This is a genomic window from Metabacillus sediminilitoris, from assembly GCF_009720625.1.
GTDB lineage: Bacteria > Bacillota > Bacilli > Bacillales > Bacillaceae > Metabacillus > Metabacillus sediminilitoris.
This window is the reverse complement of sequence record NZ_CP046266.1, coordinates 2541430-2563503: the sequence shown is the minus strand read 5'-3', so window position 1 is coordinate 2563503 and position 22074 is coordinate 2541430. Positions and strand designations below refer to the sequence as shown.

The 22074-nt window shown below is 35.5% G+C and carries 22 protein-coding genes and 1 pseudogene; 4 read left to right on the top strand and 19 right to left on the bottom strand.

What is annotated here, in order from left to right; translation table 11 throughout:
• Positions 1–67 precede the first annotated feature (67 nt).
• Positions 68–1429, top strand: a complete 1362-nt coding sequence (locus GMB29_RS12200) for a D-serine ammonia-lyase (RefSeq protein ID WP_227551675.1) — start codon at positions 68–70, stop codon at positions 1427–1429.
• A gap of 331 nt (positions 1430–1760) precedes the next feature.
• On the opposite strand, the gene GMB29_RS28075 is transcribed toward GMB29_RS12200, so the two are convergent.
• Entirely contained in the window at positions 1761–1934 is a 174-nt protein-coding gene (locus tag GMB29_RS28075; protein WP_227551740.1) for a GNAT family N-acetyltransferase, read from the bottom strand.
• Between the two features lie 319 nt (positions 1935–2253).
• Between GMB29_RS28075 and GMB29_RS12190 the strand changes: the two genes are divergently transcribed.
• Entirely contained in the window at positions 2254–2682 is a 429-nt protein-coding gene (locus GMB29_RS12190) for a CHRD domain-containing protein (RefSeq protein ID WP_319941505.1), read from the top strand.
• A gap of 177 nt (positions 2683–2859) precedes the next feature.
• On the opposite strand, the gene GMB29_RS27415 is transcribed toward GMB29_RS12190, so the two are convergent.
• From GMB29_RS27415 to GMB29_RS12145, 9 genes and pseudogenes are all read right to left on the bottom strand, one after another.
• On the bottom strand, positions 2860–3336 hold the full coding sequence (locus GMB29_RS27415; protein ID WP_227551674.1) for a hypothetical protein: 477 nt from the start codon (positions 3334–3336) through the stop codon (positions 2860–2862).
• 265 nt (positions 3337–3601) lie between these two features.
• Positions 3602–3874 (bottom strand): stage V sporulation protein S, encoded by a 273-nt coding sequence (locus GMB29_RS12180; protein ID WP_136359063.1) that lies wholly within the window; start codon positions 3872–3874, stop codon positions 3602–3604.
• A 207-nt stretch (positions 3875–4081) separates the two neighbouring features.
• Positions 4082–4357 (bottom strand): hypothetical protein, encoded by a 276-nt coding sequence (locus GMB29_RS12175; protein WP_136359061.1) that lies wholly within the window; start codon positions 4355–4357, stop codon positions 4082–4084.
• A gap of 357 nt (positions 4358–4714) precedes the next feature.
• Entirely contained in the window at positions 4715–7330 is a 2616-nt protein-coding gene (ppsA, locus tag GMB29_RS12170) for a phosphoenolpyruvate synthase (RefSeq protein WP_136359059.1), read from the bottom strand.
• Positions 7331–7715: 385 nt separating this feature from the next.
• Positions 7716–8423 carry an SAM-dependent methyltransferase gene (locus tag GMB29_RS12165; RefSeq protein WP_136359057.1) on the bottom strand — a complete coding sequence of 236 codons (708 nt, stop codon included), beginning with the start codon at positions 8421–8423 and terminating at the stop codon, positions 7716–7718.
• Positions 8424–8654: 231 nt separating this feature from the next.
• On the bottom strand, positions 8655–9410 hold the full coding sequence (locus tag GMB29_RS12160) for an SDR family oxidoreductase (protein WP_136359055.1): 756 nt from the start codon (positions 9408–9410) through the stop codon (positions 8655–8657).
• 485 nt (positions 9411–9895) lie between these two features.
• Positions 9896–10051 (bottom strand): hypothetical protein, encoded by a 156-nt coding sequence (locus GMB29_RS12155; protein ID WP_155443891.1) that lies wholly within the window; start codon positions 10049–10051, stop codon positions 9896–9898.
• 424 nt (positions 10052–10475) lie between these two features.
• Positions 10476–10571 (bottom strand): annotated as a pseudogene (locus GMB29_RS27410) (DUF2837 domain-containing protein); the annotation flags it as partial.
• Positions 10572–10858: 287 nt separating this feature from the next.
• On the bottom strand, positions 10859–11482 hold the full coding sequence (locus GMB29_RS12145; RefSeq protein ID WP_136359053.1) for a class I SAM-dependent methyltransferase: 624 nt from the start codon (positions 11480–11482) through the stop codon (positions 10859–10861).
• 309 nt (positions 11483–11791) lie between these two features.
• On the opposite strand from GMB29_RS12145, the gene GMB29_RS12140 reads away from it, so the two are divergent.
• A complete protein-coding gene (locus GMB29_RS12140) occupies positions 11792–12316 on the top strand; it encodes a YpiB family protein (RefSeq protein WP_136359079.1) in 525 nt (174 codons plus the stop codon).
• 204 nt (positions 12317–12520) lie between these two features.
• On the opposite strand, the gene GMB29_RS12135 is transcribed toward GMB29_RS12140, so the two are convergent.
• The 8 genes from GMB29_RS12135 to GMB29_RS12100 all read right to left on the bottom strand — a co-directional run bounded on the left by GMB29_RS12135 (position 12521) and on the right by GMB29_RS12100 (position 18678).
• Positions 12521–12844 (bottom strand): hypothetical protein, encoded by a 324-nt coding sequence (locus tag GMB29_RS12135; protein WP_136359051.1) that lies wholly within the window; start codon positions 12842–12844, stop codon positions 12521–12523.
• A gap of 149 nt (positions 12845–12993) precedes the next feature.
• Positions 12994–13191 carry a hypothetical protein gene (locus GMB29_RS12130; protein WP_136359049.1) on the bottom strand — a complete coding sequence of 66 codons (198 nt, stop codon included), beginning with the start codon at positions 13189–13191 and terminating at the stop codon, positions 12994–12996.
• Positions 13192–13467: 276 nt separating this feature from the next.
• Entirely contained in the window at positions 13468–13965 is a 498-nt protein-coding gene (locus GMB29_RS12125) for a PTS sugar transporter subunit IIA (RefSeq protein ID WP_136359047.1), read from the bottom strand.
• A 65-nt stretch (positions 13966–14030) separates the two neighbouring features.
• The gene (locus GMB29_RS12120) at positions 14031–15263 is read right to left on the bottom strand and encodes an MFS transporter (RefSeq protein ID WP_136359045.1); all 1233 of its coding nucleotides are present in this window, start codon (positions 15261–15263) and stop codon (positions 14031–14033) included.
• Between the two features lie 56 nt (positions 15264–15319).
• On the bottom strand, positions 15320–16336 hold the full coding sequence (locus GMB29_RS12115; RefSeq protein WP_136359043.1) for an ROK family transcriptional regulator: 1017 nt from the start codon (positions 16334–16336) through the stop codon (positions 15320–15322).
• Between the two features lie 288 nt (positions 16337–16624).
• Positions 16625–17422 carry an HAD family hydrolase gene (locus GMB29_RS12110; RefSeq protein ID WP_136359041.1) on the bottom strand — a complete coding sequence of 266 codons (798 nt, stop codon included), beginning with the start codon at positions 17420–17422 and terminating at the stop codon, positions 16625–16627.
• Between the two features lie 493 nt (positions 17423–17915).
• Positions 17916–18299, bottom strand: coding sequence for a VOC family protein (locus GMB29_RS12105; protein WP_136359039.1), 384 nt, complete (start codon positions 18297–18299; stop codon positions 17916–17918).
• A 100-nt stretch (positions 18300–18399) separates the two neighbouring features.
• Positions 18400–18678: an ArsR/SmtB family transcription factor gene (locus GMB29_RS12100; RefSeq protein ID WP_136359037.1), complete on the bottom strand. Its 279-nt coding sequence runs from the start codon at positions 18676–18678 to the stop codon at positions 18400–18402.
• A 519-nt stretch (positions 18679–19197) separates the two neighbouring features.
• Between GMB29_RS12100 and GMB29_RS12095 the strand changes: the two genes are divergently transcribed.
• Positions 19198–20421 (top strand): IS110 family RNA-guided transposase, encoded by a 1224-nt coding sequence (locus GMB29_RS12095; RefSeq protein ID WP_136359330.1) that lies wholly within the window; start codon positions 19198–19200, stop codon positions 20419–20421.
• A gap of 305 nt (positions 20422–20726) precedes the next feature.
• Here the strand turns inward: GMB29_RS12095 and GMB29_RS12090 are convergent, their stop codons facing one another.
• Entirely contained in the window at positions 20727–21962 is a 1236-nt protein-coding gene (locus GMB29_RS12090) for an IS110 family RNA-guided transposase (protein ID WP_136358760.1), read from the bottom strand.
• Positions 21963–22074 lie beyond the last annotated feature (112 nt).

The following is a 22074-nucleotide window of genomic DNA, read 5'->3' as shown; positions in this document are numbered from 1 at the left end:
CATTCATTAAATTATATTTTACTTCGTTTTGATAACTTTAATCAAGTCAATGAGGAGGACTATCAAAGTGAAAGAGATTGAATTCAGAGATCTACAAACATGGAAAGAACACTATCCTTTATTAAACAAACTCATTTCGATGAAGGAAATATTGTGGTTAAATCCTAAAGTTGAAAAGTTTAAAACAGGAATTAAAAAATCTCCCCTTACTCAAGATGATGTAAAGGATGCAGAGGATAGGTTAAAACGATTTGCTCCATATATTGCCAAAGTATTCCCAGAAACAAAAAAGATGAATGGGATAATAGAATCGCCTTTAGTGAGAATTCCTTCCATGAAACAATCCTTAGAGCAGGATTATCAACAACCTATATTAGGTGAATTATTGCTTAAGTGTGATAGTCACCTTCCTATATCAGGGTCTATAAAAGCAAGAGGCGGGATTTATGAAGTTCTCAAACATGCAGAAAAATTAGCTCTTCAACATCAATTGTTGACGATTCAAGATGACTATTCCATTTTAGATAGTGATAGGTTTCGAACATTTTTCTCCCAATATTCAATCGCAGTAGGCTCAACTGGAAATTTAGGACTTAGTATAGGCATCATGAGTGCAAAGTTAGGTTTTAATGTGACCGTTCATATGTCGGCTAATGCAAAACAATGGAAAAAGGACTTACTTCGAAGCAAAAATGTTCATGTAATTGAATATGAATCGGATTATAGTAAAGCAGTAGAAGAAGGTCGACTCCAAGCAGATGGGGATCCTACATGTCATTTTGTAGATGATGAAAATTCTTATGACCTATTTTTAGGATACGCAGTAGCAGCATCGCGATTAAAAAAACAATTAGAAGAGTTAGAGATAACAATTGATGAAAATCATCCTTTGTTTGTTTACCTTCCATGTGGAGTAGGCGGTGGTCCTGGCGGAATAGCTTTTGGTTTGAAGTTATTTTATCAAGACTATGTTCACTGTTTTTTTGCAGAACCTACCCACTCTCCATGTATGTTACTTGGTTTAATGACTGGACTTCATGATAAAATTTCTGTGCAAGATATTGGTATTGATAATGTAACAGACGCTGATGGACTTGCTGTAGGAAGACCATCTGGATTTGTAGGTAAAACGATTGAACCGTTTCTAAGTGGTAATTATACGGTTAGCGATGAACAGTTGTATAAGTTATTAAAGGAACTAGTTGATACAGAGGGGATTCATTTAGAACCTTCAGCACTTGCAGGCATGATAGGACCAATTAAATTATGTAAAGAAGGAACCGATTATTTACTGAAGCATAATTTAACGAAAAAAATGAGTAAAGGTACACACATTATTTGGGGGACTGGTGGAAATATGGTTCCTGAAGAAATGATGAAGCAATATTATCAAATAGGTTTGAATTTAATGTTAGAGAATCAAAGGTAATTCAACACGGGGGTTCGTTGACCTCCGTGTTTTTATTGGAAAAATTTTTTCTTGTTGAACTAACCTTCCACGTTAGTCAAAAATTGAATTTTTCAACTAATCTTTTAAGGAGTTCCAATTTACGTTAATTTTTCAAGGTCAAAGCCCTCTCGTATTAACAAATTTGTTATAGTTCTCCTTTAACAAGCCATAGTATTCACCATCTACGTAAGATCCCCACTTTAAATCGTATTTAGGAAATGTTCCTTCATGGCTAAAACCATTCTTTAGGTGAGAACCTTGCTTGAAGCAATATTTTTCTTCATTACTGTTGAACAAAGCCTATTCAATTCTAAATCATCAAACCCGAATTCAATTGCCTTTTTAATGTTTCAGAAGCGTATCCCTTCCCCCAAAATGGGACACCAAACCAGTAAGCTAATTCAGCCCTTTTTTGACTATTTTCAAGGCGAAGTGTTACTGTTCCTATCATCTTCCCATCAATTTTTCCTTCTACTGCAAAGATAAACCTCTATTGTTTTGCTGCAGGATCTTCATGGTTCTTTATCCAGTTTATTGCAGTTCCAACTAGATAGGGATGTGAAATAGTTAGTGTAGTTTCAGCAACTTTCTTTTCTCCTGCTAATTCTTCAACTTAAAGTGCGTCATCATTCTTGGATCAACGAACGAAATTAGTTGATAAAAACTTCCATTGGTATTACAAGAATATATTTATTTCATTTCCCTTATGAGTAAGCCCCTTTTTTATCCTCTATTCCTTTCACCTATACCTGTCTCCTGCAATTTTCATAAAATGGAGTAACTTTCGTAAGGTGGTGAAAATGATGGAGAAATTTATTGCTAGGTTAAGAGGGGAAAACGAAGTACCTCCAGTAATGACGGATGCGTTTGGAACGGCTAAGTTTATTACGAATAAACAGGAGACTAAAATAAAATTTCACCTTGAAGTAAATGATATTGAAAATTTTGTTCAAGCACATATTCATTTTGGTGCTCGTGGTGAAAATGGACCCGTTCTAGTGTTCTTATTTGGAGCTAATCTAATGACTCTTGAAGAACAGCATGGGATTAGCACTCGCCAGGGAATTGTAACCGGAATTATTACGGACGAAGATATTGTCGACAATGAGGTTGGTGTAAAAAGTATTCGTGACCTTCTCAAATTGATGCGGAAAAAACTTTCTTATGTTAACGCCCATACTGAACAAAATCCTAATGGGGAAATCAGAGGACAAATTATCCCTGTACGTTAGTGGCAATGTACCAAAGGGACAAGTCCACTAGCCTAATTTTTTAAAGGAAAGACGGCTAGCGCAATGCATCTGTCCCATTATTAATTGTTAAACGGTGCAGCCATGGCAGCGCTCCCTGACTATTCATTGAACGAAGGCACCCTTTACTTTAAGAAGGAATGCAATAAAAGTTTGACTTTATTTTTGCAAATTGGTTTTTTCTACCCAAACTTTCATTAAATTATTATGAAATTCCTTTGGCTTTTCGATTAAAATCCAATCAATTGAATGTGCAGGTGTTGGCAGCAATTTCTTACGACGAATTCTTATTTTTTCGTGTTTTGTATAGTGAGGGTAAATTACAGTAGCCTTTGAAAAACTGGTGGTACTACTTTTAAAAAACTGAATGTCTTCAATTTCATCCCAATAAACCTTATTTCCTTTTAAGTCGATTACAATTCCTTCATCATCCCAATAAAGTCCTTTGCCTTCCTTTCTTTTTCGCCAAAGATAAATTGAAGAACCTATCGTAAAAGTTGAAAAGATAATCATTAAAATTGATACAATCGGGGCAGCCCTTAAAGCCATAATGGACAATATAAATAATAATATTCCAGTAACCATAAAAACCAATATTAATAGCAGAGATATTCTGTACATTCTAACTTGTTCCAAAAAATAACAACACCTTTTAAAATGGATTTCAAGTTATTTTACCAGTTGTTCCTCTCCAATTAAACTTCACGGTTAGTATAATAAGAAAAGGCTTTACTCCTATTGAAGTATACACCTAATAGAATGTCTATATTTTTATGGTTACTTTATGCATTATTGGCAGCTTAATCTTCAACTCTTGCACCCGTTAGCAGAAACATCTAATATATAGCATCAGGGGAATGTTTTTTTTTATAATTCTTTTATTGAACATCTCAACGCGAATCTATCTTTTTTTTCTAGAACCTACAATTAATTTGATTGCTGTTCTACTTTCATTATTGATTAAAATATCTGTAAATGCAGGAACAAAAACCAGATTAACACCACTAGGAGCTACGAATCCTCTTGCAATTGCAATGGCTTTAATCGCTTGATTTAAAGCACCAGCTCCAATCACTTGAATTTCTGTAACTCCTCTTTCACTTAATACACCTGCAATTGCACCTGCAACTGAATTTGGATTTGATTTTGATGATACTTTTAATACATTATCCATATAAATTTTTCCCCCTATTATTTAATCACTTGATATGATCACTGGAAAGAATGTAATTAACGTATCTTTAATCATATTCAAATTCAAATCAAACAGAACTATTGAACTTTTTCCTTTGATACTTTTTGTACAATCCTGCATCTGTGCATGAATTAAAAATTAAGCATTCCTTATTTAAGGAAAGCACCCGTTAGTTGAAGAAGAACGTTAATTTACATCTTGTAATACTTCCTCAATATATTCCTTTAATTCTTGTTTTACTTCTTCCAATGTTTCATCAAGTAGTGCACCTTTAATCTTGCTTCCAAGAATGTTTTTTGAAATCGGTAGACCTAGGATAGACCGTTCACATTCCCATATTTTAATCGAATGAAAATCAATAAGTTCACCTTGATTATCCGAAATACCTAATGAAATGGAAGAACTGTATCCTGGTTTGAAAGGGTCGTCGCCAACTTTATCGAAGCCCGCATCAAAACCCAAGTTTTTTTTGCAAAAACAAATTTATTCTGGATTAACAATTTATTAATAAGGTCTTTTAAAGCCAGTTCGTTTTTTTCAATTTTTTCTTTTAGATTCTCATCGAAATCCTTTTCTTGAAATTGCATATACCGAACACTTCCATTCATACAGGATAATGAAAAATTCGCCAAGATACAGTAAAATCCTTCTTTCACTAAACTGACACGTTAGTTAAAAAAAAGAGTGGCCGCAGCTACTCCTTTTTTAATCAAGCCCCAATTAGTTGAACAAAAACCCTTAAAACATAAGAATGATTATTCTATAACAAAAGATAAGAATTTCAAAATAACATCTTTCATACTGTAAGGTATTCAGCAATTACAATATTTCGATATACCCTTCTGTTCCATGCACGCGAATTCGTTGCCCGTCTCTTATCAGCTTGGTAGCATTTTCCACCCCAACAACTGCTGGTAAGCCATATTCACGTGCGATAACTGCTCCATGGGTCATCAGTCCGCCAACTTCGGTGACTAGGCCTTTTATGGATACAAACAATGGTGTCCAGCTAGGGTCGGTAAAGGAGGTGACTAATATATCTCCATCTTCTAGATCAGCATCTTCCATGTTTAAGATGACACGCGCTCGTCCCTCTATAACTCCAGAAGAAACAGGTAGACCTACAATAGCTTCAGCCGGGAGATTTTCTCGTTTGTACTTACCTACAATGATTTCACCATCAGACGTGATAACACGTGGTGGAGTTAGTTTCTCATATAATTTGTACTCGTCTTTTCGTTTACTGATGATCTGGTAATCTAGTTTATTTGTGTGTACGACTTCGCGGAGTTCTTCAAAAGTGAGATAGTATATATCTTCTTTTTCATGAATAACGCCCTCTTGTACGAGTTGTTCGGCTTCTTTCAGTAAAGCCTTCTTATAAAGGAAGTAGCGATTAATCATACCGTATTTTGGATATTCCCTAAACCCGCTGAAATTCCTGATTAGATCAATCATTCGTTTTGTTTCTTTGGCTTTTTGTTCACCATCTGGTAATTGCTTCAATCGATCTAATAACTCTTGTTCTTTTTTCAAAGCAACACGCCGCCCTTGCTCAAATTTCCTATGGCTAGCATTAGGCACAAAGTTTTTAATATTATTGAGAATCATGGGGACAAGTGTAATTGGTTTTTCACTCCAACGAGTTTTAGTAATATCGATTTCTCCAGCACATCGCATTCCGTATTTACTGAGATAAGCTAATATTGCGTCTTTGGTTTCCTGTCCGCCATCAAACCTAACTAGTTCATCCAAAAAGTTATCAACTTTTACGTGTTGTAAATAATCAATTACTTCAGTATAAGGGCGAATCACATCTGCGACATCCAATAACTCCAGACCCATTTCCGAAGTAATATTGTTTGGTACAGATTGAGAAAGCATATCTGCTACGTTTTTTTCACCTAACCATTCGTTCATATTTTCATTGATCCATGATGAAGCATCTATAGCAGCCATAAACACAGCTGAACTTTGTGGGTCAAATAAAATCTTCTTTAATATCTGGATATCTTCCAGAATAAAATCAAATAAATCCGATCCTAATTTCGTTTGGATGTTTTGTTTTAACTCTTCTATCGATGTTTGACTATTCTTAATCAAATCAGAAACGATTGTCGGGTCGTTTTCGATTTGTGCCCTAGAATCCGTAGACGACACACTTTTATTGCTTTTTCCGGAACTCCGTTCTTGCTTATCATTTGGTAAAGATTTTATGAAATCTCCTCTCTCTATTATGGTCATAAGTGCGTCTTTCATGAGCGGATCGTGTTGTCCCATGCCATCTAATAACATTTTTCTGCTGTCAGGTGAAGCCAGCATATGTGTGACATCAACAAACAACCTTCCACCAGCTTTACGCATGGGTGCATTAGTCGTTAACAGGAAAAAAGACAATCCCAGTGGTTTCATGGGATCGGTCATCATTTGTTGGTGACCAACAGATACATACACGTGATTCTCCTGATCATTTCCTTCAGGAATGGGATACAAAGTAGTAATTGGTCGACTCTGGACAATATAAAATGTATCATCAACCAAACACCATTCGATATCTTGTGGGCAACCAAAGTAAGCTTCGATCTGCCTTCCGATGTGTGCCAGTTGTAAAATTTGTTGTTCAGTAAGTGTTTGATTCTTTTGTTGATCAGGATCAATCTGCTTCGTCTCTGTTCCGCCTTCTTTTCGTCCATAGATAGCCAATTTTTTGGTTGCTATCATCTTATCGACGATTTCCTCTTCCTGTACTTTATAACAATCGGCAGATACCAAGCCAGAGACAAGTGCTTCTCCAAGTCCAAAACTGGCATCGATTGATAGCAGCTTTCGGTTAGAAGTAATCGGATCAGCGGTAAATAAAATCCCTGAAGCCTGTGGGAAAACCATCCTTTGAACGATAACGGATAAATAAACTTGACTGTGGTCAAATCCATTTTGCATACGGTAGATTACTGCGCGATCCGTAAATAGGGAAGCCCAACATTTGCTGATATGCTGCAAGATGGCTACTTTGCCGATGATATTTAAATAGGTGTCTTGTTGACCAGCAAAAGATGCATGTGGTAAATCTTCAGCAGTCGCACTAGAACGCACTGCATAAGCATGTTCATCACCAAGCTGGGAGAGATAGTGAGTAACTGCTTTTACAACCTCGGAAGGAATTTCTACTTCCATAATGAGTTGTCGAATCTTCCTGCTGATTTCACCAATTTGATCTCGATCTTCTACTTTTAGCATTGTTAGTCGATCCAACAAAGCATGATACGTTTCGTTTTGTTCGATGGCTTTTTGATACCCTACTGTTGTAATACAAAATCCTTCTGGTACTTGTATTCCGTCCATTTTTGATAATTCCCCTAAATTTAACCCTTTTCCGCCAACAAGCAAAAGCTGTGTTTTTTCTATCTCTTGAAAACCGAGAACCAAAGAACTCATTCTACATCTCCCCCTAACCATTAATGTTCTATTGATTTTAGCAGTAGTAAATGAGAATAAAAAGTCTATATTAACCATTTTTTACATGCTATAATTAAATTAGGAAGAGTTCAATAAAGTAAGCTAAAGCCCCGGCTCATCCCCTCGAAAGCAGCTCATATACCTTTTAACGCATATTATGAATATAACTAAAATCAACTTTTTCCATTTAGTCTGTTATTTTCCCGAAAAAACCTTATATTAATATGAGATTTCAAGCTCTTATTAAACTAACCCGCTCTCGTTCGTATTATAACTGTAGCATGCATAGAACGTACCTGTCCCTGGGGCTTGCCCCCGTCAAGTAGTTGAATAAAGGGGCAACGTCTCCACGTTGCCCCTTTCTTTACAAACCTTTTTTTATTTTTAACATCGAGTTAGCATTTGTCTGAAATTCATATGATACTTTCATTTCTTCGACTGTACAACCATTATCAGCAAGATAACTTATTATTTTATCTAAGTGCTCATATCGCTTTCCTTCTAAATCAACTAAAGGAAAGATACGAATTTCTTCTTTCGTAACCCTTAATAACTCATTTATGGTTTCTATGTGAAATTGATAATCTAATCTATCTGCATACAAAAATAGAAAATGTGCAGAGAGAAGAATGTCAAATTCTGCATTCTCAAACGGCAAAGAAGGTAAAGTAACAGGAATGTACCGTTCACTTGATTTCTTCATATCATTGGCACAATTTTGTAAGGCACTTAATCGATGTTTTCTAAGACCATCTATATCAGTAAAATAATCCCATTTATAATTACTTTTGGCTTTTTCCATATGCTCCATCGCGTGTTCAATATCCTGAAGACCTTTATTTTTTAAGTCTTCACCAGAATAATAATACGCAATATCACAGGCTGTTACATCTAAGCCTAATTCGTTACCTACAGCAGTAAACGAACAAGCTCCTGCAGGGCAATCGAGGATTTTCTTTCGTTCTAATTCCTCTTCTGAAAGCGAGAACATATCTAAATACTCTTTATAGGTTCTCCCAATAAAAATAATTCGTTCTAAATCTAACTTTGTACTCTGCTCAACTTTACTCACCTAAACTCACCTCTTCTAACAAGATTAGTTTGATCGTATCACAATAAATTGGTAATGTTAACCTTTTCTTACTAATAAACCTGCACAGTGAGTGGAAAAGCATAGGGCTGCAGGAGCAACCCATGTCTTCAATTCAAACGCCAATTCGTAGAATAAGAATCAATAAAAAAATTGTAGCAATACATATATGAAATAAATTGGTACATATTGTGATTTGATAGTTTTTTTAGTTTATCCGCGAATAAATCCACCTTCTGAATGGATAATTTGTCCAGTTATCCATTCAGCCTCATCACTTGCAAGAAAAGCAATAATTCGTGCCGCATCATCAGGTGTACCAAGCCGTCCCATTGGAAATTTAGGTAAAAGAAAATTTCTTATATCATCCGTCATCCATGTAGAATCTGTTGGACCTGGGTTTACAGCATTAACAGTGATTCCTAATGATGCAAGTTCTTGTGATATCGACCTAGTAAAGGCAGAAATAGCTCCTTTCGTTGCTGCATAGGCTAACTCCCCAGGCATAGGACCTAAATCCTGCCCTGATGTCATATTTATGATTCTTCCTGATTCGAAATGAGATTTTTTAAAACGACGGGCAAATTCAACACAAAGAAGAAAAGTTGACCTCATATTCACCGCATAATGATCATCAAGTGCTTTAGCATCTAACGATACATAATCATTACTTGTGGAATGAGCAGCATTATTAATTAGAATTGAAGGATCTCCTAATTTATCCGACATTTCTTCAAAAATTGTAAATGCAGCATTTACATCTGATAAATCAATTTTCATTGCCTCGCAACGGACACCCATTTGTAAAATTTCTTGTTGAAATTTTTCTACCCACACAGCATCAGAATTCCAGTGAGTAAAGAAAATATTTATACCCTGTGAGGCTAACTTACGACAAATAGCTGTACCAATATCTCTTTGACTGCTTGCTCCTGTAATTAGAGCTATTTTTTTTTGAATATGTCGCATTTTTTTAACCCCCAAATGATAGGGACAAAATGATATGGTAATAGAGATGAAGATTCTCATAATAACAAAAGCAGACCCCATTATAGGATCTGCCTAGTTAATGGATATTTTATAACTCCACACCAAGCATCCCTGGAATGATGATAACTCAAATAAATAGACACACTACTCTTTAAAAGGGTATAAAGTTATCTATTTATTTTTATTATTTTTTATTACAGAGTTTGCCACATGTAGAATCTTAATTCCCCTTTCAATACATCTCTATCCTAACCTTACTTATTCGGCTGGTAAAAAACAACAATTTTTATTTTTTAAAAATTGTGTATTTATAATCATATTCAACTATTCTGCTCTGTTAGTTTAAGTGTATTTCCTCAAAATCTCTTCAGCTGTGATCTTCAACAATATGGCCCTAACCCAAAATACGCGTTGTTCGATAAACGCGCCCTTTACTAATCACCACTTTTTCTTTTTAATCTGAATTAAAAATTTTTAATAAACTTAGCATAAAGGATAGGGCTATCAAATGAGATGACACATTCAAACCCTATTGATTCTAACTGTTGTATGTGATCTTTCATTTCTTCTTCTGAATCGTATTCAAACTCATAAATTTTTGCTTCTGTTAGCTTTTTCATCTTTTACACTCCCTCGGAATTCACATCAATTGCGACATAAAAAAGGCTTACTTCTTATTAAAGAAAAGCATCAGTTCGTATTATAAGGTCAGCCAGATATTTCTGATTGACCATTAATTATATGGTTTTATTATAACGGTAGCCGGGGTAGAACGAAATACCCGTGGGACTCGATCCCGTCAGCTAAACAGTTCTCCCCCTACTTGTAGAAACGTGTTTGAGGCTGGTTGGGACTTAGATCTCGTATAACAAGCGAAGCTATGATACAGCAACTAGGAATTAGGGGTATCGGTGATTTTTATGTTGGAGGAGGAGATTTACCAATGAATCCAGTCGTTGGTCTGGATGTAGCCAAAGGTGAAAGTCAGGTTCAAGGAAACGGTGAACAGGATAACCAAAAGAGGTTCGAGTAGATTACGGCTAGTGTACTAGACAAGGATATTACAGTTGCAATTAACTGCACTCTCGTTCCTGAAATTCTAGTTGAATAGGCTAGGGTCTCAGTCATTGTAATGATCAATAAAAATTAAGCTATTATTATTAATTTACCTGTAAACAATTCCATCATAAGCTCCTAAACGATTATCGCAGATAAAATATAATCCAAAATATGGGTTTAGAATAATTCAGAAGGTGCGTTTTTGGTTTTATTTCTCTTTTCTTGAACCAAGCTACACCTTTAGTTAAAGAATGATAAAGAAAAAAGGCTGTCGCAGCAACCCCGATCTTACCCTCAAGTATCCGTTAGCATATCCACATCCTATCTCCTAACAATTCACTTTTTCATATTTTGTATGATTATCTATATCATTCTTTTTTACATTTTATAATCATAAAATTTATTGGAGGTTTATTTTTCATGTTCTTACTTGGCTCGTCAATTTCTGAAAACTCTATCAGTCCATATTTTCCAAATTCTTGTTTTATGGAGTTAGAATCATAAAAAAACATTTTTACGCCTTCCATTATCTCAAAATAGTCTTTATCCAATTGTTTGCCCTTACCAAACATTGGGGCTTTTTTTGAAACAGTTGTAAAAATCATATATCCATTTGGCTTTAACTGATTATAGCAATCTTTAATAAACTTATCTCTCTCACGATTATTCAATAAGTGAATAAGTGCATAGCAAAATATACCGTCATAGAGTTTGTTATCAAAAGGCATGTCAGTTACTGAACCATGAAAAATACTACTATCAAGCCCATTTTGTCTCGCCAAATCAATCGCCGTTTTTGAAATCTCAATACCTGTAACATTTATTCCATTGTCAATAAAAACCTTTGCATTTCTGCCATATCCAATACCTGGTACCAGTATATCCTTTACATTCCTTTCAAGGAAAAAGTCCTTTGTTAAGATTGCGGAGTCTGTGGGTTCAAATCCCCACATCGTTTGTTTTTCTATAAAACTTGATTCCCAGAATTCCATTCAATCTCTATCTCCTTTATGTTTTGTTTTAATTGGGCTACTTTGTTGATTGACGCTAATGTTTAGTTTTCAATTAAAGACATTATAACTCTCCAATAACTATAATTGGTATTCATCTTTTTGTAAACTCTTAAACCTCCTACATATTATGAGTCCTTGTAGGAGTTAAAAAAACATAAATGGATATGATCCAACTTCTCCAAAAACGATATAATATAACACTAAGCTCTAACCTAGTAGAAATGTAATTCGTTACATCAAGTAATTGAAAATGGTATGATAGGACCATGATACATAAGGAGTGATAGAATGAGTTGGGTATCAACAACTAAAAAAAGCGAATTTCTCAAATGGTTTTTAAATCATCATCAACTAAAAAATAAAGAGGCAAGAAGAATAATTGACTATATTCAGAAAAATCACCATATCCTCAGAAGCCTTTCCTTTACTGAGACAATCCAGCTAAAAGAACGAACCATTATCATATCAAGTATTAACTCTGATAAAACCGGCTTTCTGTTTTACGATAACAACAATCAGACAGAAGAAGTTTCAGAAGCTTTCTGGTCCTTAATGGATAATCCTGCAAAAAAGACATACATAATCCTTCATTTCTTTGGAAAACAATCCAATTTCCTCTACACAGAGCTAATCGAACCATCAAGATTGCAATCAATCAGACGATATGAACAATCTGAAAAGGATGCGAAGGCGACTAATTTAGTTGTTGAAATTGCATTGCTCAAAAGTCAAATTAATAAGGCATTAGATGATAGAAATGAAGAAGTGTTTAAATCACTTACAGAGAAGTTAAAAGAACTTCAAAAATTATGACAGCTTCTCACCATGATACTTTATTAGTATGATTATAACTTCGAATTTCTAACTAGCTAAATAAAGTAGTATTGATATAGCAATCCTATTCACCCATTAAAACCACCTAATGGCTTAAACCAAAAGGTGGTTTTTAATATTCTTTAAAAAACATATTTTTTCTACACAACTCTTGAAACTCCCACAGATAGAATGTATCTTTACTTATTCAACTAAAGGTAAGTAATCACTTATACGTGTGTAGACTGCTGTTTGTAGTAAAAATTTAATGATTATCCATGGGATAGATTGAGCTCCCAAAGTATCGAGAAGAATTCCATTTACTGCAATCGCTAGATTCCAGAATGTAGCACTCATAGGAATAGCAATATCTAATACTTGAGCAAGTGCTGTTTGAAGAAGAGTTGCTGATCCACCAAATGATAGTCCCCACAAACTTACTGATAAGAAGACAACCAAAATATTTTCGCTGTTAATTATTAATAAAAGAGATGCTACAGCAAATACATTTAGACTGACTAGAACCATTAGTCAAAGCAATCTGCAATTAAAGCTCCTATTACCCAAATACCAATGAGTGCTGCAACTCCAAAGACAAGTAGGACTAGCTCTCCATCATTTTGTAGACCTGTATTAGCGAGGAAAGGAGCAATATAGGCGTAAAAAAATTGACCTAATTAAGCCGGAAAGACTCTAATTGTTGCACCTATTTGTGTGTAACGTAGTGGAATTCCTTCTCTAGTGTAGGCAAAACGAATAAGATCTTTCACCTCTTTTATGGTTTCTACATCTGTAAAACCTTTTGTTTGAGCTTCAATTACTTTCTCTTTCTGTTTATATTCAAGTGTTCCTTGAGTGTACTGATTTATTGACATCTTGTCCTCCCCCTTCTAATATTAGTTTATTGTATGAGACTCTGTAAAATGCTAGAAAGTCAGTTGAAAGTTTAAGAAAAGTAAACATTTGTGCGATTATGTTTACTCAAAAAAAAAAGAATCGTCGAAAGACGTCTTCCTTTTGTTTAAGTAAATTTCTTCACAAACTTGTAACTCATTCACTACAAAAATGCTGCTCCATTTTTAAAATAAAAAGAAGCATTCCTTGATAAAGGAATGCCACTAATTTCTCACAAAACTCTTCATGTACCATTACTATTTTAATTTACAAGTAAAAAGTAGGTCTCCTCTTGATACTCCTGGCTGAGCATTTTGAACAATGTTTTCTAATCTTTCTGCAGTATTTGTTATGATAATTGGTGTTACAATCTCTTTGTTTTTACTTTTTAGAAACGGAATGTCGAAGTTTACGAGTTGATCTCCTACATTAACGGATTGTCCTTGTTTTACATGAACCTGAAAACCTTCTCCGTTTAATTCAACCGTATCTATGCCAATATGGATTAACAGTTCTAACCCGTTGACAGATTTAATCCCAATTGCGTGTTTCGTAGGGAAAACCTGAACTATTTCTCCTTTAACAGGGGAGGCAAGATTTCCAACCCTTGGTATGATTGCAATACCCTCACCCATCATTTTTTGTGAGAAGACGGGATCAGGAACTTTTTCTAATGAAACAACCTCCCCATCAAGAGGAGAATAAATTTCTTCTTTCTCAGCTTTTACACTTTTTTTAAACAAATTTTTAAACATACTAGTATACTCCTTTTACTTTTGTAAGGCTTTAGTAAGCTCTTGTACTTTTTTTAATCAAATCATTACATTACAGTTGAACTTGAATTGTTACTCTTAAGTAAAACCTTCTTATTTAGTAAGCTATTTAATTTTTCTGAGCTTAGCAGCATCACTGCAACAAAAAATAGTATACAAATTGGGAAGATACCTATTGTTGAATGAGACGCAATGAAACCAAGGAGCGGTGGCATGAATGTAGTGCCAGTATAAGCAACCGCCATTTGATAGCCCATAATTGTCTGAGAATGTTTTTTTCCAAAACGTGTTGGTGTTTCATGCAACATACACGGAAATATCGGTGCTAATCCTAGTCCAACAATAATAAAACCAACAAGTGAGAAAGTGGACGGTAATGGTAGGAATAGAATAATGGCACCAGTTAATGCTATAATTTGTCCTGCCCGAATAAGAATACGGTTTGTCGTTTTAAAGGTAATAAAGCCTGTAATAAATCGACCAATAGTTATTCCTGCGTAATATAAGGAAACCCACCCGGCAGCAGTTGCCGCACTTAACCCTTTGACATTTACCAAGAAACTACTACCCCAAAGCCCCATGGTCGCTTCAACGCCACAATAAAACAAGAAGGATGCGAGGGCCAGTTTTACTCCTTTAATATGTAAAGGTTTTAGATCATTTACATCTTCATCATTCATGACACCATTCGAATCTTGGGTCTCTTCATTTACAGTAATATTGCTGTTTTTTGTCACTCTGTTCCATAAAGGCAAAGTGAAGAGCAGGATTAAAACTAATGCAAACTGGATGCCAGAAATAACAAAATATCCACTTCTCCAAGAATTTTCTCCCATAATAAACTGAGCCATAATGATAGGACCAAGAGTAGCTCCAACTCCCCAAAAGCAATGTAACCAACTCATATGATGTGCCTTATAGTTGGTAGCAACATAATCGTTTAATCCTGCATCAACAGCTCCTGCTCCTAATCCAAGTGGGATCGCACAGACAACTAACCAAACAATCGATGGTGCAAAATGAAATCCTAATAGAGCACCTGCAGTTATTAAGACGCTGACAAAGGTGACTTTGCCAGTTCCAAACCGTTTAAGTACCTTCCCACTAACTAAACTGGAGATTATTGTACCACCAGCAATGGTCATAAAAAGGAATCCAGCAGTCTCAAGTGGGGCTCCTAAATCCGATTGCATAACGGGCCAAGCTGCCCCCAACAAGGAGTCAGGTAAACCTAAGCTGATAAAAGCAAAATAAATGATGACTAAAAGGATTGTTGTCATATTTAATCCTCTCCTATAATTAATTTCTATTCTATTTTCTTTCCAATTTGTTTTTCTTACTTAGTTTTATTCATCATGAGATCAAGCCCAAGACTTTGTAATCCGTATAAATAATCTTGTTTCCAATCACTCATCGTAAGCTCTGGAAGATGTTCTGACGGGATATACTTTGCGCTGCCATTGGTAATTTTGTTTAATACCTCTTTTTCAATATCATCATTACTAAATATAAATGTATGAGGGTTAATAATAGCTACAAAAGAAGCTATTAATCTGCTTATTGCATCAATCTCATTATCCTCTTTGATATGTCCACTCCCGTTTACCAAAGCTTGACCGAAATTTCGATTATCATATTGAGGAACGAATGAAACCTCACCTGAGAAGAAAGTACTTCCTCGAACCACATCTCCATTTATCATAATTCCTGCCCCAGGGCCATTTTGACCAGTATACAAATAGATAAGGGATTCCTTGTCTATTGCCCTATTATTGCTGTACCCTAGAACAGCAGCATTCATATCGTTCTCAACGACTACAGGTATAGAAAAATAATCCTCATAATATCCTTTTAAATCAAAATTTTGAAACTGCGCGTACCCTGGTATATAAAAAATCCGGCCACCATCAACAGCTCCAGGAACACCAATTGCTAAAGAACTGATTTTTGGATAATTCATCATTAGGTTTTCAATACACTTTGTTAATGAGTCTAAGCCACCCTCTTTTAATACACTCGGTGCTTCTCCTTCTACCTTTACTTCCCCCAAGCAATTAAAAATCGTATAATTAGTTCCTGTTCCCTCTAAAAAAATGGCTAGACCTAACATATACTCGGAATTGTAAGTATACCTTTTTGCTCTTCTACCACCACTTGAATCATCTAACCCAACTGAAATAATTTCTCCATCCTTCTCCATCTGAGAAAGGAACTTACTTATTGTGGGGAAACTAATTCCTAATTGTTCGCTGAGTTCAACCTTTGTTGCACTTTTCCGCTCTAAAAGGGTTGTACGAATACCCCGAAGTATCACCTTCTTTATATTTTTTGGATTAGATATTAATTCACTCATCCGATTCACCACCAAAAAACTTATTAAATATCTTTAAAAAGCGTGTTAAAATGCAACTTATTAAATACGTTTAATAAGTTGCATTTTAATATAACATATTAATTTTTTTCTAACAATCAAAATTGCAACGAACTTTAAGTGATCAAAATTTTATTTTTTAAGGCGGCTAAAACGAATTAGTCTTATTTAGCAAATTGGTTTAGTTCTCTTTGTGGGTTTAAATAACCAGAGCCATAGCATGACGCTATAACCCATTTTTAGAAAACGGGGTTTCTCCCGCATTTCTTTTTACAGTAAAGATAATATATCAATGATTGTCATCATAACAGCATCTTCTTCATTTGAGCGAGTAATAAAATTGGCAGCATCCTTTAATTCTTGAACGGCATTTCGCACAGCGAAGCTATATTTTGCACGAGTCATGAGTTCCAAATCATTGTAGCCGTCACCGAATGCCATCGTTTCTTCAGGTGTAACATTCAACAAACGCTGTAAATGTTCAACGGTAGTACCTTTATGAACATTAGCATTTGCAATGTCAATCCAAGCTGCTTCGGAAGCTACAATATAAGCAGACTCAAAAAATTGAGATAGTTTTTCTCTGATTTCCATACATCTAAATAATGGGTCGTGAATGGTAATCTTAACAAAATCCTCTGTAATTTCATTAAAATTAGAAACTTGTCTTACTTGAGCATAGGACCTTCTGACAATAGCTACTTCTTCTTGAGGGATATTTTCTTTTATTACCGCACCGTTTCTTGTACAAGCAATAATTGTATGTTCCAAGTTTATTTCTTCTAGTGATCGGATAATTTCTAATCCTAATTTGTTACTAAGTAGAGATTCATAAACAAATTCTCCGTTATGCTTAATTCGAGTTGCACTATCACCTAGAATCCATAGATCTTCTGAATCACCACCAAATAGCTCTTCTACACGTTCACATTGTTTCCCAGTAACAGGAGCAAAAAACACTCCTTTTTCTTTCATTAACTTTTTAACTTCCTTGTATAGTTCCCTGTTAAAATCACCACTATTATTCAAGAACGTACCATCCATATCAGTTAGCACTAATTTAATCATTATGATTTCCCCCAATCATATCCTCTTTGTGTTTTTCAAACGAACTTATTAAACTGATTTAATAAGTTCATTTGATAATATATCATAAACTTTTTTGAAGGTAATAAAAATTGAAAAAACAGTTATTAGTAATTGCGGAAGGTAAATGTATCAAATTTGTAACGAAGTGTTACATACAGGGGATATTTTAGGGCTAATAAGGAGTTTTGAGTTTTGTTCATAGGAAAAGGGAAATCAATTGCGGTTAGCTTACCTTTTTATCAAAACTGATTCGACTAAATGCCTCGTTAGTTTAAGTGTATTCATACACAATGATACATTTCTATTGGAGAATGATAACAATGCCATTTATCTTTAACTCTTAAAAAAGTAAAACCCCGCCTTATAAATAGGACAGGGATAACATAAAGTGGTTTAATTTTTGATAAAAAACACTTCACCGAACTTAAAACTACCAATAAAGTCATTAGAACTAGGATACTTCGTCATGAAGTTACTTCTGGATTATCTGAATAAGGTTGCCGCATGTATCGTCGAAGACAGCTATTGTGACTTCGCCCATTTTTGTCGGTTCCATAGTAAACTTCACGCCTTTTTCCATTAATCGTTCGTACTCTTTATGAATATCCGCAACGCCAAACATTGTTGCTGGGATGCCCTCGGCAGATATCTTCTTTTGATACTCCTTTGCGGCAGGATGTTCATTCGGTTCGAGTAAAAGCTCGGTACCGTCCTGATCATCAGGAGAAACAAGCGTAATCCACCTGAATTTCCCCATGGGAACGTCATGCTTTTTTACAAATCCCAGCTTTTCTGAATAAAATTCCAGTGCCTTGTCTTGGTCTTGTACGAATAGACTGGTAACAATGATTTTCATAATGTTTTGCCTCCTTTGATATTTACCACGTTGGTGCTCTGTAAACAATTTAGGCTCCAAGCAGAAAAACCCCTATATTCGTCAGAAGTTTTTAATAAAATTACTCGATCCAACCTTTTAGCAAATTTTTAAGTGGTTCGTTGTTAAATATAACTACTCGGTATTTTCCCTTTCTTTTTGATTTTACGAGACCTGCACTTTCCAGTACAGAAAGATGTTTAGCTATCGCCTGTCGCGTAATGGAAAGGTTGTGCTTCGAAATAAGACGTACCGTAAGTTCATACAACGTCTGCTCGTTGCGTTCGAAAAGTTCGTCTAATATTAGCCGTCGAGTCGAGTCGCCAAGTGCTTTGAATATAGCGTCTTTGTCCCAATTCATATTTCGAGTATAAGCAACTCTACGGTTGCTTGTCAAGCATAAGCAACTCTATGGTTGCTTGATAAAGGAACCGTATCATGCAATCTTAACAAGATAAAGTCACATAATAGTAGTTTGAACCATTATAGAAAAATAAACTGTATTGCAACAAAAAAAGTGGGTTAATCCACCTTTGAACAACACACTAGTTAAATTTATAAGTACCTGGTATGCTTTATTATTTTTAACACGTTACTTCTTCATTACAGGAATACTGCCCCTTTAGCCGCCCATGCAGCGCAAAAATCAGCGCTGCACCACAGAGAATGAAAATGGTCTAGAACCGTCAATACTGATTCTACGGCTGGGAGAGGAAGGTCGATAAACTATGGTGCGTTAGAGCCCACCCTTTAGTCTGACTCCTTCGACCACGGTGCACCACTGACTGTTGCTCCCTTGCGGAAGCACTCATAGTAGATTAATCCCTGTTCTGGTTGTTGCACCAGCCTCCACTAATATGTCGTAGAGAGGAAAATTAAAATGGATGTAATCATTGAACGAGCATGTGGGATGGACGTTCATAAAGACTCTATCACCGCATGTATTCTTACACCAGAAGGAAAGGAGATTCAAACTTTTTCAACGAAAACCGTGTTTTTGTTAAAACTACTAGACTGGATTAAGGAACACAATTGTTCTCATGTTGCCATGGAAAGCACCAGCGTATACTGGAAGCCAATTGTGAATTTACTAGAAAGTGAGGGAATTGAATTTTTAGTAGTCAATGCACAACACATTAAAGCTGTTCCTGGACGGAAAACTGATGTAAATGATGCTGAGTGGATTGCGAAGCTTCTTCGTCATGGATTAATAAAAGCTAGCTATATTCCCAATCGAGATCAAAGAGAATTACGAGAATTAGTTCGATACCGTAGAAGTATCATTCAAGAACGGGCGAGACAACAAAATCGAATCCAAAAAGTGTTAGAAGGTGCTAACATTAAACTGGGTTCAGTTGTGTCACAAATTAAGGGTGTTTCCGCTATGGAGATGCTTCGTGCGATTGCTGATGGAGAAGATGATCCCGTAAAGCTCGCAAGCTTCGCTCGCAGAACATTGAAAAAGAAAAAAGAGGAACTAGAGTTAGCATTACGAGGCTACATTAGCCCTCATCAGCGAATGATGCTTAAAACAATTATCACTCACATTGATTTTCTTACAGATCAAATCGAGAAGCTTGATAATGAAATTGCAGAAAGAATGAGTTCTTATCAAGATGACGTTGAACGTTTAGATTCAATTCCAGGTGTCGCTACCCGTATGGCAGAACAGATTCTAGCTGAGATTGGAACTGATGTTAAAAATCAATTTCCAAGCGCTGCTCATATGTGTTCTTGGGCAGGGTTAGTTCCAGGACAAAACGAAAGTGCTGGTAAAAGAAAATCTTCCAAAACTAAGAAAGGGAATAAATATTTAAAATCAGCCTTACAAGAAGCAGCTCACTCAGTAAGAGGATCTAAAAACTACCTTGGGGCATTGTATCGACGTACAGCTGCCCGCAAGGGTACAAAACGCGCTGCTATTGTTGTCTCTCATGCCATATTGCGAATATGTTACTATCTTTTAACACGAAAAGAAATGTATGTAGACTTAGGTGAAGACTACTTTGATAAACAAAGAGCACAATCAATTGTACGTCATTCGCTTCGACGACTTGAAAGCTTAGGCTACACCGTTTCGCTGACAGAAACAGAAGCATCCTGATCCAGTCTAAAGATTAGCTTTTTAATTGCCTATGAATCAGGCGCTCTCCTTTTTTTAAAAATGAATGAGCTGCGTCTTCTTTAGTATTGCCTTCTTTTCTTCCTTACATAATTTAATTTTCATAGTAGTTGAAGAAGATGAAAGGATTGCAGCATACAATCCTCTTCAACTAAACCAGCCAATAGTTGTCAACATTTTTCAATAAAAACTTAAAATGTTTCATGTTATACTAAATTCGCGCATGTCAAATAACCCTCCAAATACTACGTTTGGAAAGTTTTGGTTTGTCTAGTAATATTGTTAAATCAAGCTAAATCTTGGAAGGTAGTTTTGTTTTTTAAAAGTGCATAGATCCAATGTAAGAGTTTATTAGCACACGCAATTAGGGCTACTTTATATGGCTTTCCTTCTTCACGTTTCCTATCATAAAAGGCACGTAATCGCTTGTTGCGTGGGATGATTTCATCCGTCGTTTTTTGTTTACGACAGTCTCGAATAGCACATTTAACAGCCATATATAGAGTTTGCCTTAGTCTACTAGAACCTCTTTTAGTAATTCGATTTTGAGTACCTTTGAATGTTCCAGATTCAAAGACAGTCGGATCAATGCCTGCAAAGGCAACTAGTTTCTTAGGATGATTATACCTTTGAATCTCCCCAATTTCAGAAATAATCGTGGCGGCGATTTTTTCACCTATACCGGGGATTGAACGGATAATCTCATATTCTTCAATACTTTTTGCCAAAGCATCTATCTCATCTTCAAGCATGGATAGATGTTTTTTGTATTCAAGAAGCATTTTAATATACATATCTAGACTTAGTATTAGACTAGAATATAAAGTCTTCTGAAATGGGTTTTGTGCTGCGGCAGCTATTAATTTTTCGGCCTGTTTATTTGCCCATTGCAGTGAACGGGTGTTACAGAATTCTTTAATTTTAATGGCTAATGTTTCACAATCAGCTTTCAAAACCTCTTCAGAAGTAGGAAATGCTTGTAAAGTTAGTAAGGAAACATCTGAGTATAGATTTCCAAAAACCTTGCTGTATTCAGGAAATACTTGATCTAAAACAGCCTGAAATTGGAGTTTGGTTTGAACAACTATCCCTGTAATATTATCGTGCTGTCTTGTAAGATTACGTAGATTTAATAATTGAATTCCTCGCTTTTTATAAGGTTCTAAATCCTCTTTATAGTACAGCTCGCAGAGGTGATTGGCGTCTATGATATCTGTCTTTACTTTACGTAAAGTAGAATTCTTTGCTTTATAAGATACGAGTGGATTTACGATAATAATTAAATATCCTCTATCCTCGAAATATTGAACAACGGGTTTGTGATAGTGTCCAGTTGATTCTAGTATAATCGGAGGCCGTTCTCCTGTTACATCCTCTAACTCTTTAATAAAATCTAATAAACTAGCTAACCCTTCAAGATTATGTTGTACTTTAAAACTCTTTTTATATGGTTTCTTTTTATCCAAGTATGCTTGAATCTGACTTTCACCTTTTGCTACATCCAGACCAATGACTGGATTCATTCAAATTCCTCCTCCAAAAATAATTACCGGTACCCCTAATCCTTCCTGTAGTGTCATAGCTTCGCTTGTTATACGAGATCTTAGTCCCAACCAGCCTCAAACATGTTTCTAC

What these genes read in the sequence shown, in the direction of transcription:
- GMB29_RS12145 (WP_136359053.1), bottom strand. Translation starts at nt 11,482, where the DNA reads ATGGAATTCTGGGAATCAAGTTTTATAGAAAAACAAACGATGTGGGGA.
- GMB29_RS12100 (WP_136359037.1), bottom strand. Translation starts at nt 18,678, where the DNA reads ATGAATTGGGACAAAGACGCTATATTCAAAGCACTTGGCGACTCGACT.
- GMB29_RS12140 (WP_136359079.1), top strand. Translation starts at nt 11,792, where the DNA reads ATGAGTTGGGTATCAACAACTAAAAAAAGCGAATTTCTCAAATGGTTT.
- GMB29_RS12190 (WP_319941505.1), top strand. Translation starts at nt 2,254, where the DNA reads ATGGAGAAATTTATTGCTAGGTTAAGAGGGGAAAACGAAGTACCTCCA.
- GMB29_RS12105 (WP_136359039.1), bottom strand. Translation starts at nt 18,299, where the DNA reads ATGAAAATCATTGTTACCAGTCTATTCGTACAAGACCAAGACAAGGCA.
- GMB29_RS12110 (WP_136359041.1), bottom strand. Translation starts at nt 17,422, where the DNA reads ATGATTAAATTAGTGCTAACTGATATGGATGGTACGTTCTTGAATAAT.
- GMB29_RS12135 (WP_136359051.1), bottom strand. Translation starts at nt 12,844, where the DNA reads ATGGTTCTAGTCAGTCTAAATGTATTTGCTGTAGCATCTCTTTTATTA.
- ppsA (WP_136359059.1), bottom strand. Translation starts at nt 7,330, where the DNA reads ATGAGTTCTTTGGTTCTCGGTTTTCAAGAGATAGAAAAAACACAGCTT.
- GMB29_RS12090 (WP_136358760.1), bottom strand. Translation starts at nt 21,962, where the DNA reads ATGAATCCAGTCATTGGTCTGGATGTAGCAAAAGGTGAAAGTCAGATT.
- GMB29_RS12120 (WP_136359045.1), bottom strand. Translation starts at nt 15,263, where the DNA reads ATGACAACAATCCTTTTAGTCATCATTTATTTTGCTTTTATCAGCTTA.
- GMB29_RS12160 (WP_136359055.1), bottom strand. Translation starts at nt 9,410, where the DNA reads ATGCGACATATTCAAAAAAAAATAGCTCTAATTACAGGAGCAAGCAGT.
- GMB29_RS12125 (WP_136359047.1), bottom strand. Translation starts at nt 13,965, where the DNA reads ATGTTTAAAAATTTGTTTAAAAAAAGTGTAAAAGCTGAGAAAGAAGAA.
- GMB29_RS12115 (WP_136359043.1), bottom strand. Translation starts at nt 16,336, where the DNA reads ATGAGTGAATTAATATCTAATCCAAAAAATATAAAGAAGGTGATACTT.
- GMB29_RS12180 (WP_136359063.1), bottom strand. Translation starts at nt 3,874, where the DNA reads ATGGATAATGTATTAAAAGTATCATCAAAATCAAATCCAAATTCAGTT.
- GMB29_RS12095 (WP_136359330.1), top strand. Translation starts at nt 19,198, where the DNA reads ATGGATGTAATCATTGAACGAGCATGTGGGATGGACGTTCATAAAGAC.
- GMB29_RS12155 (WP_155443891.1), bottom strand. Translation starts at nt 10,051, where the DNA reads ATGAAAAAGCTAACAGAAGCAAAAATTTATGAGTTTGAATACGATTCA.
- GMB29_RS12130 (WP_136359049.1), bottom strand. Translation starts at nt 13,191, where the DNA reads ATGTCAATAAATCAGTACACTCAAGGAACACTTGAATATAAACAGAAA.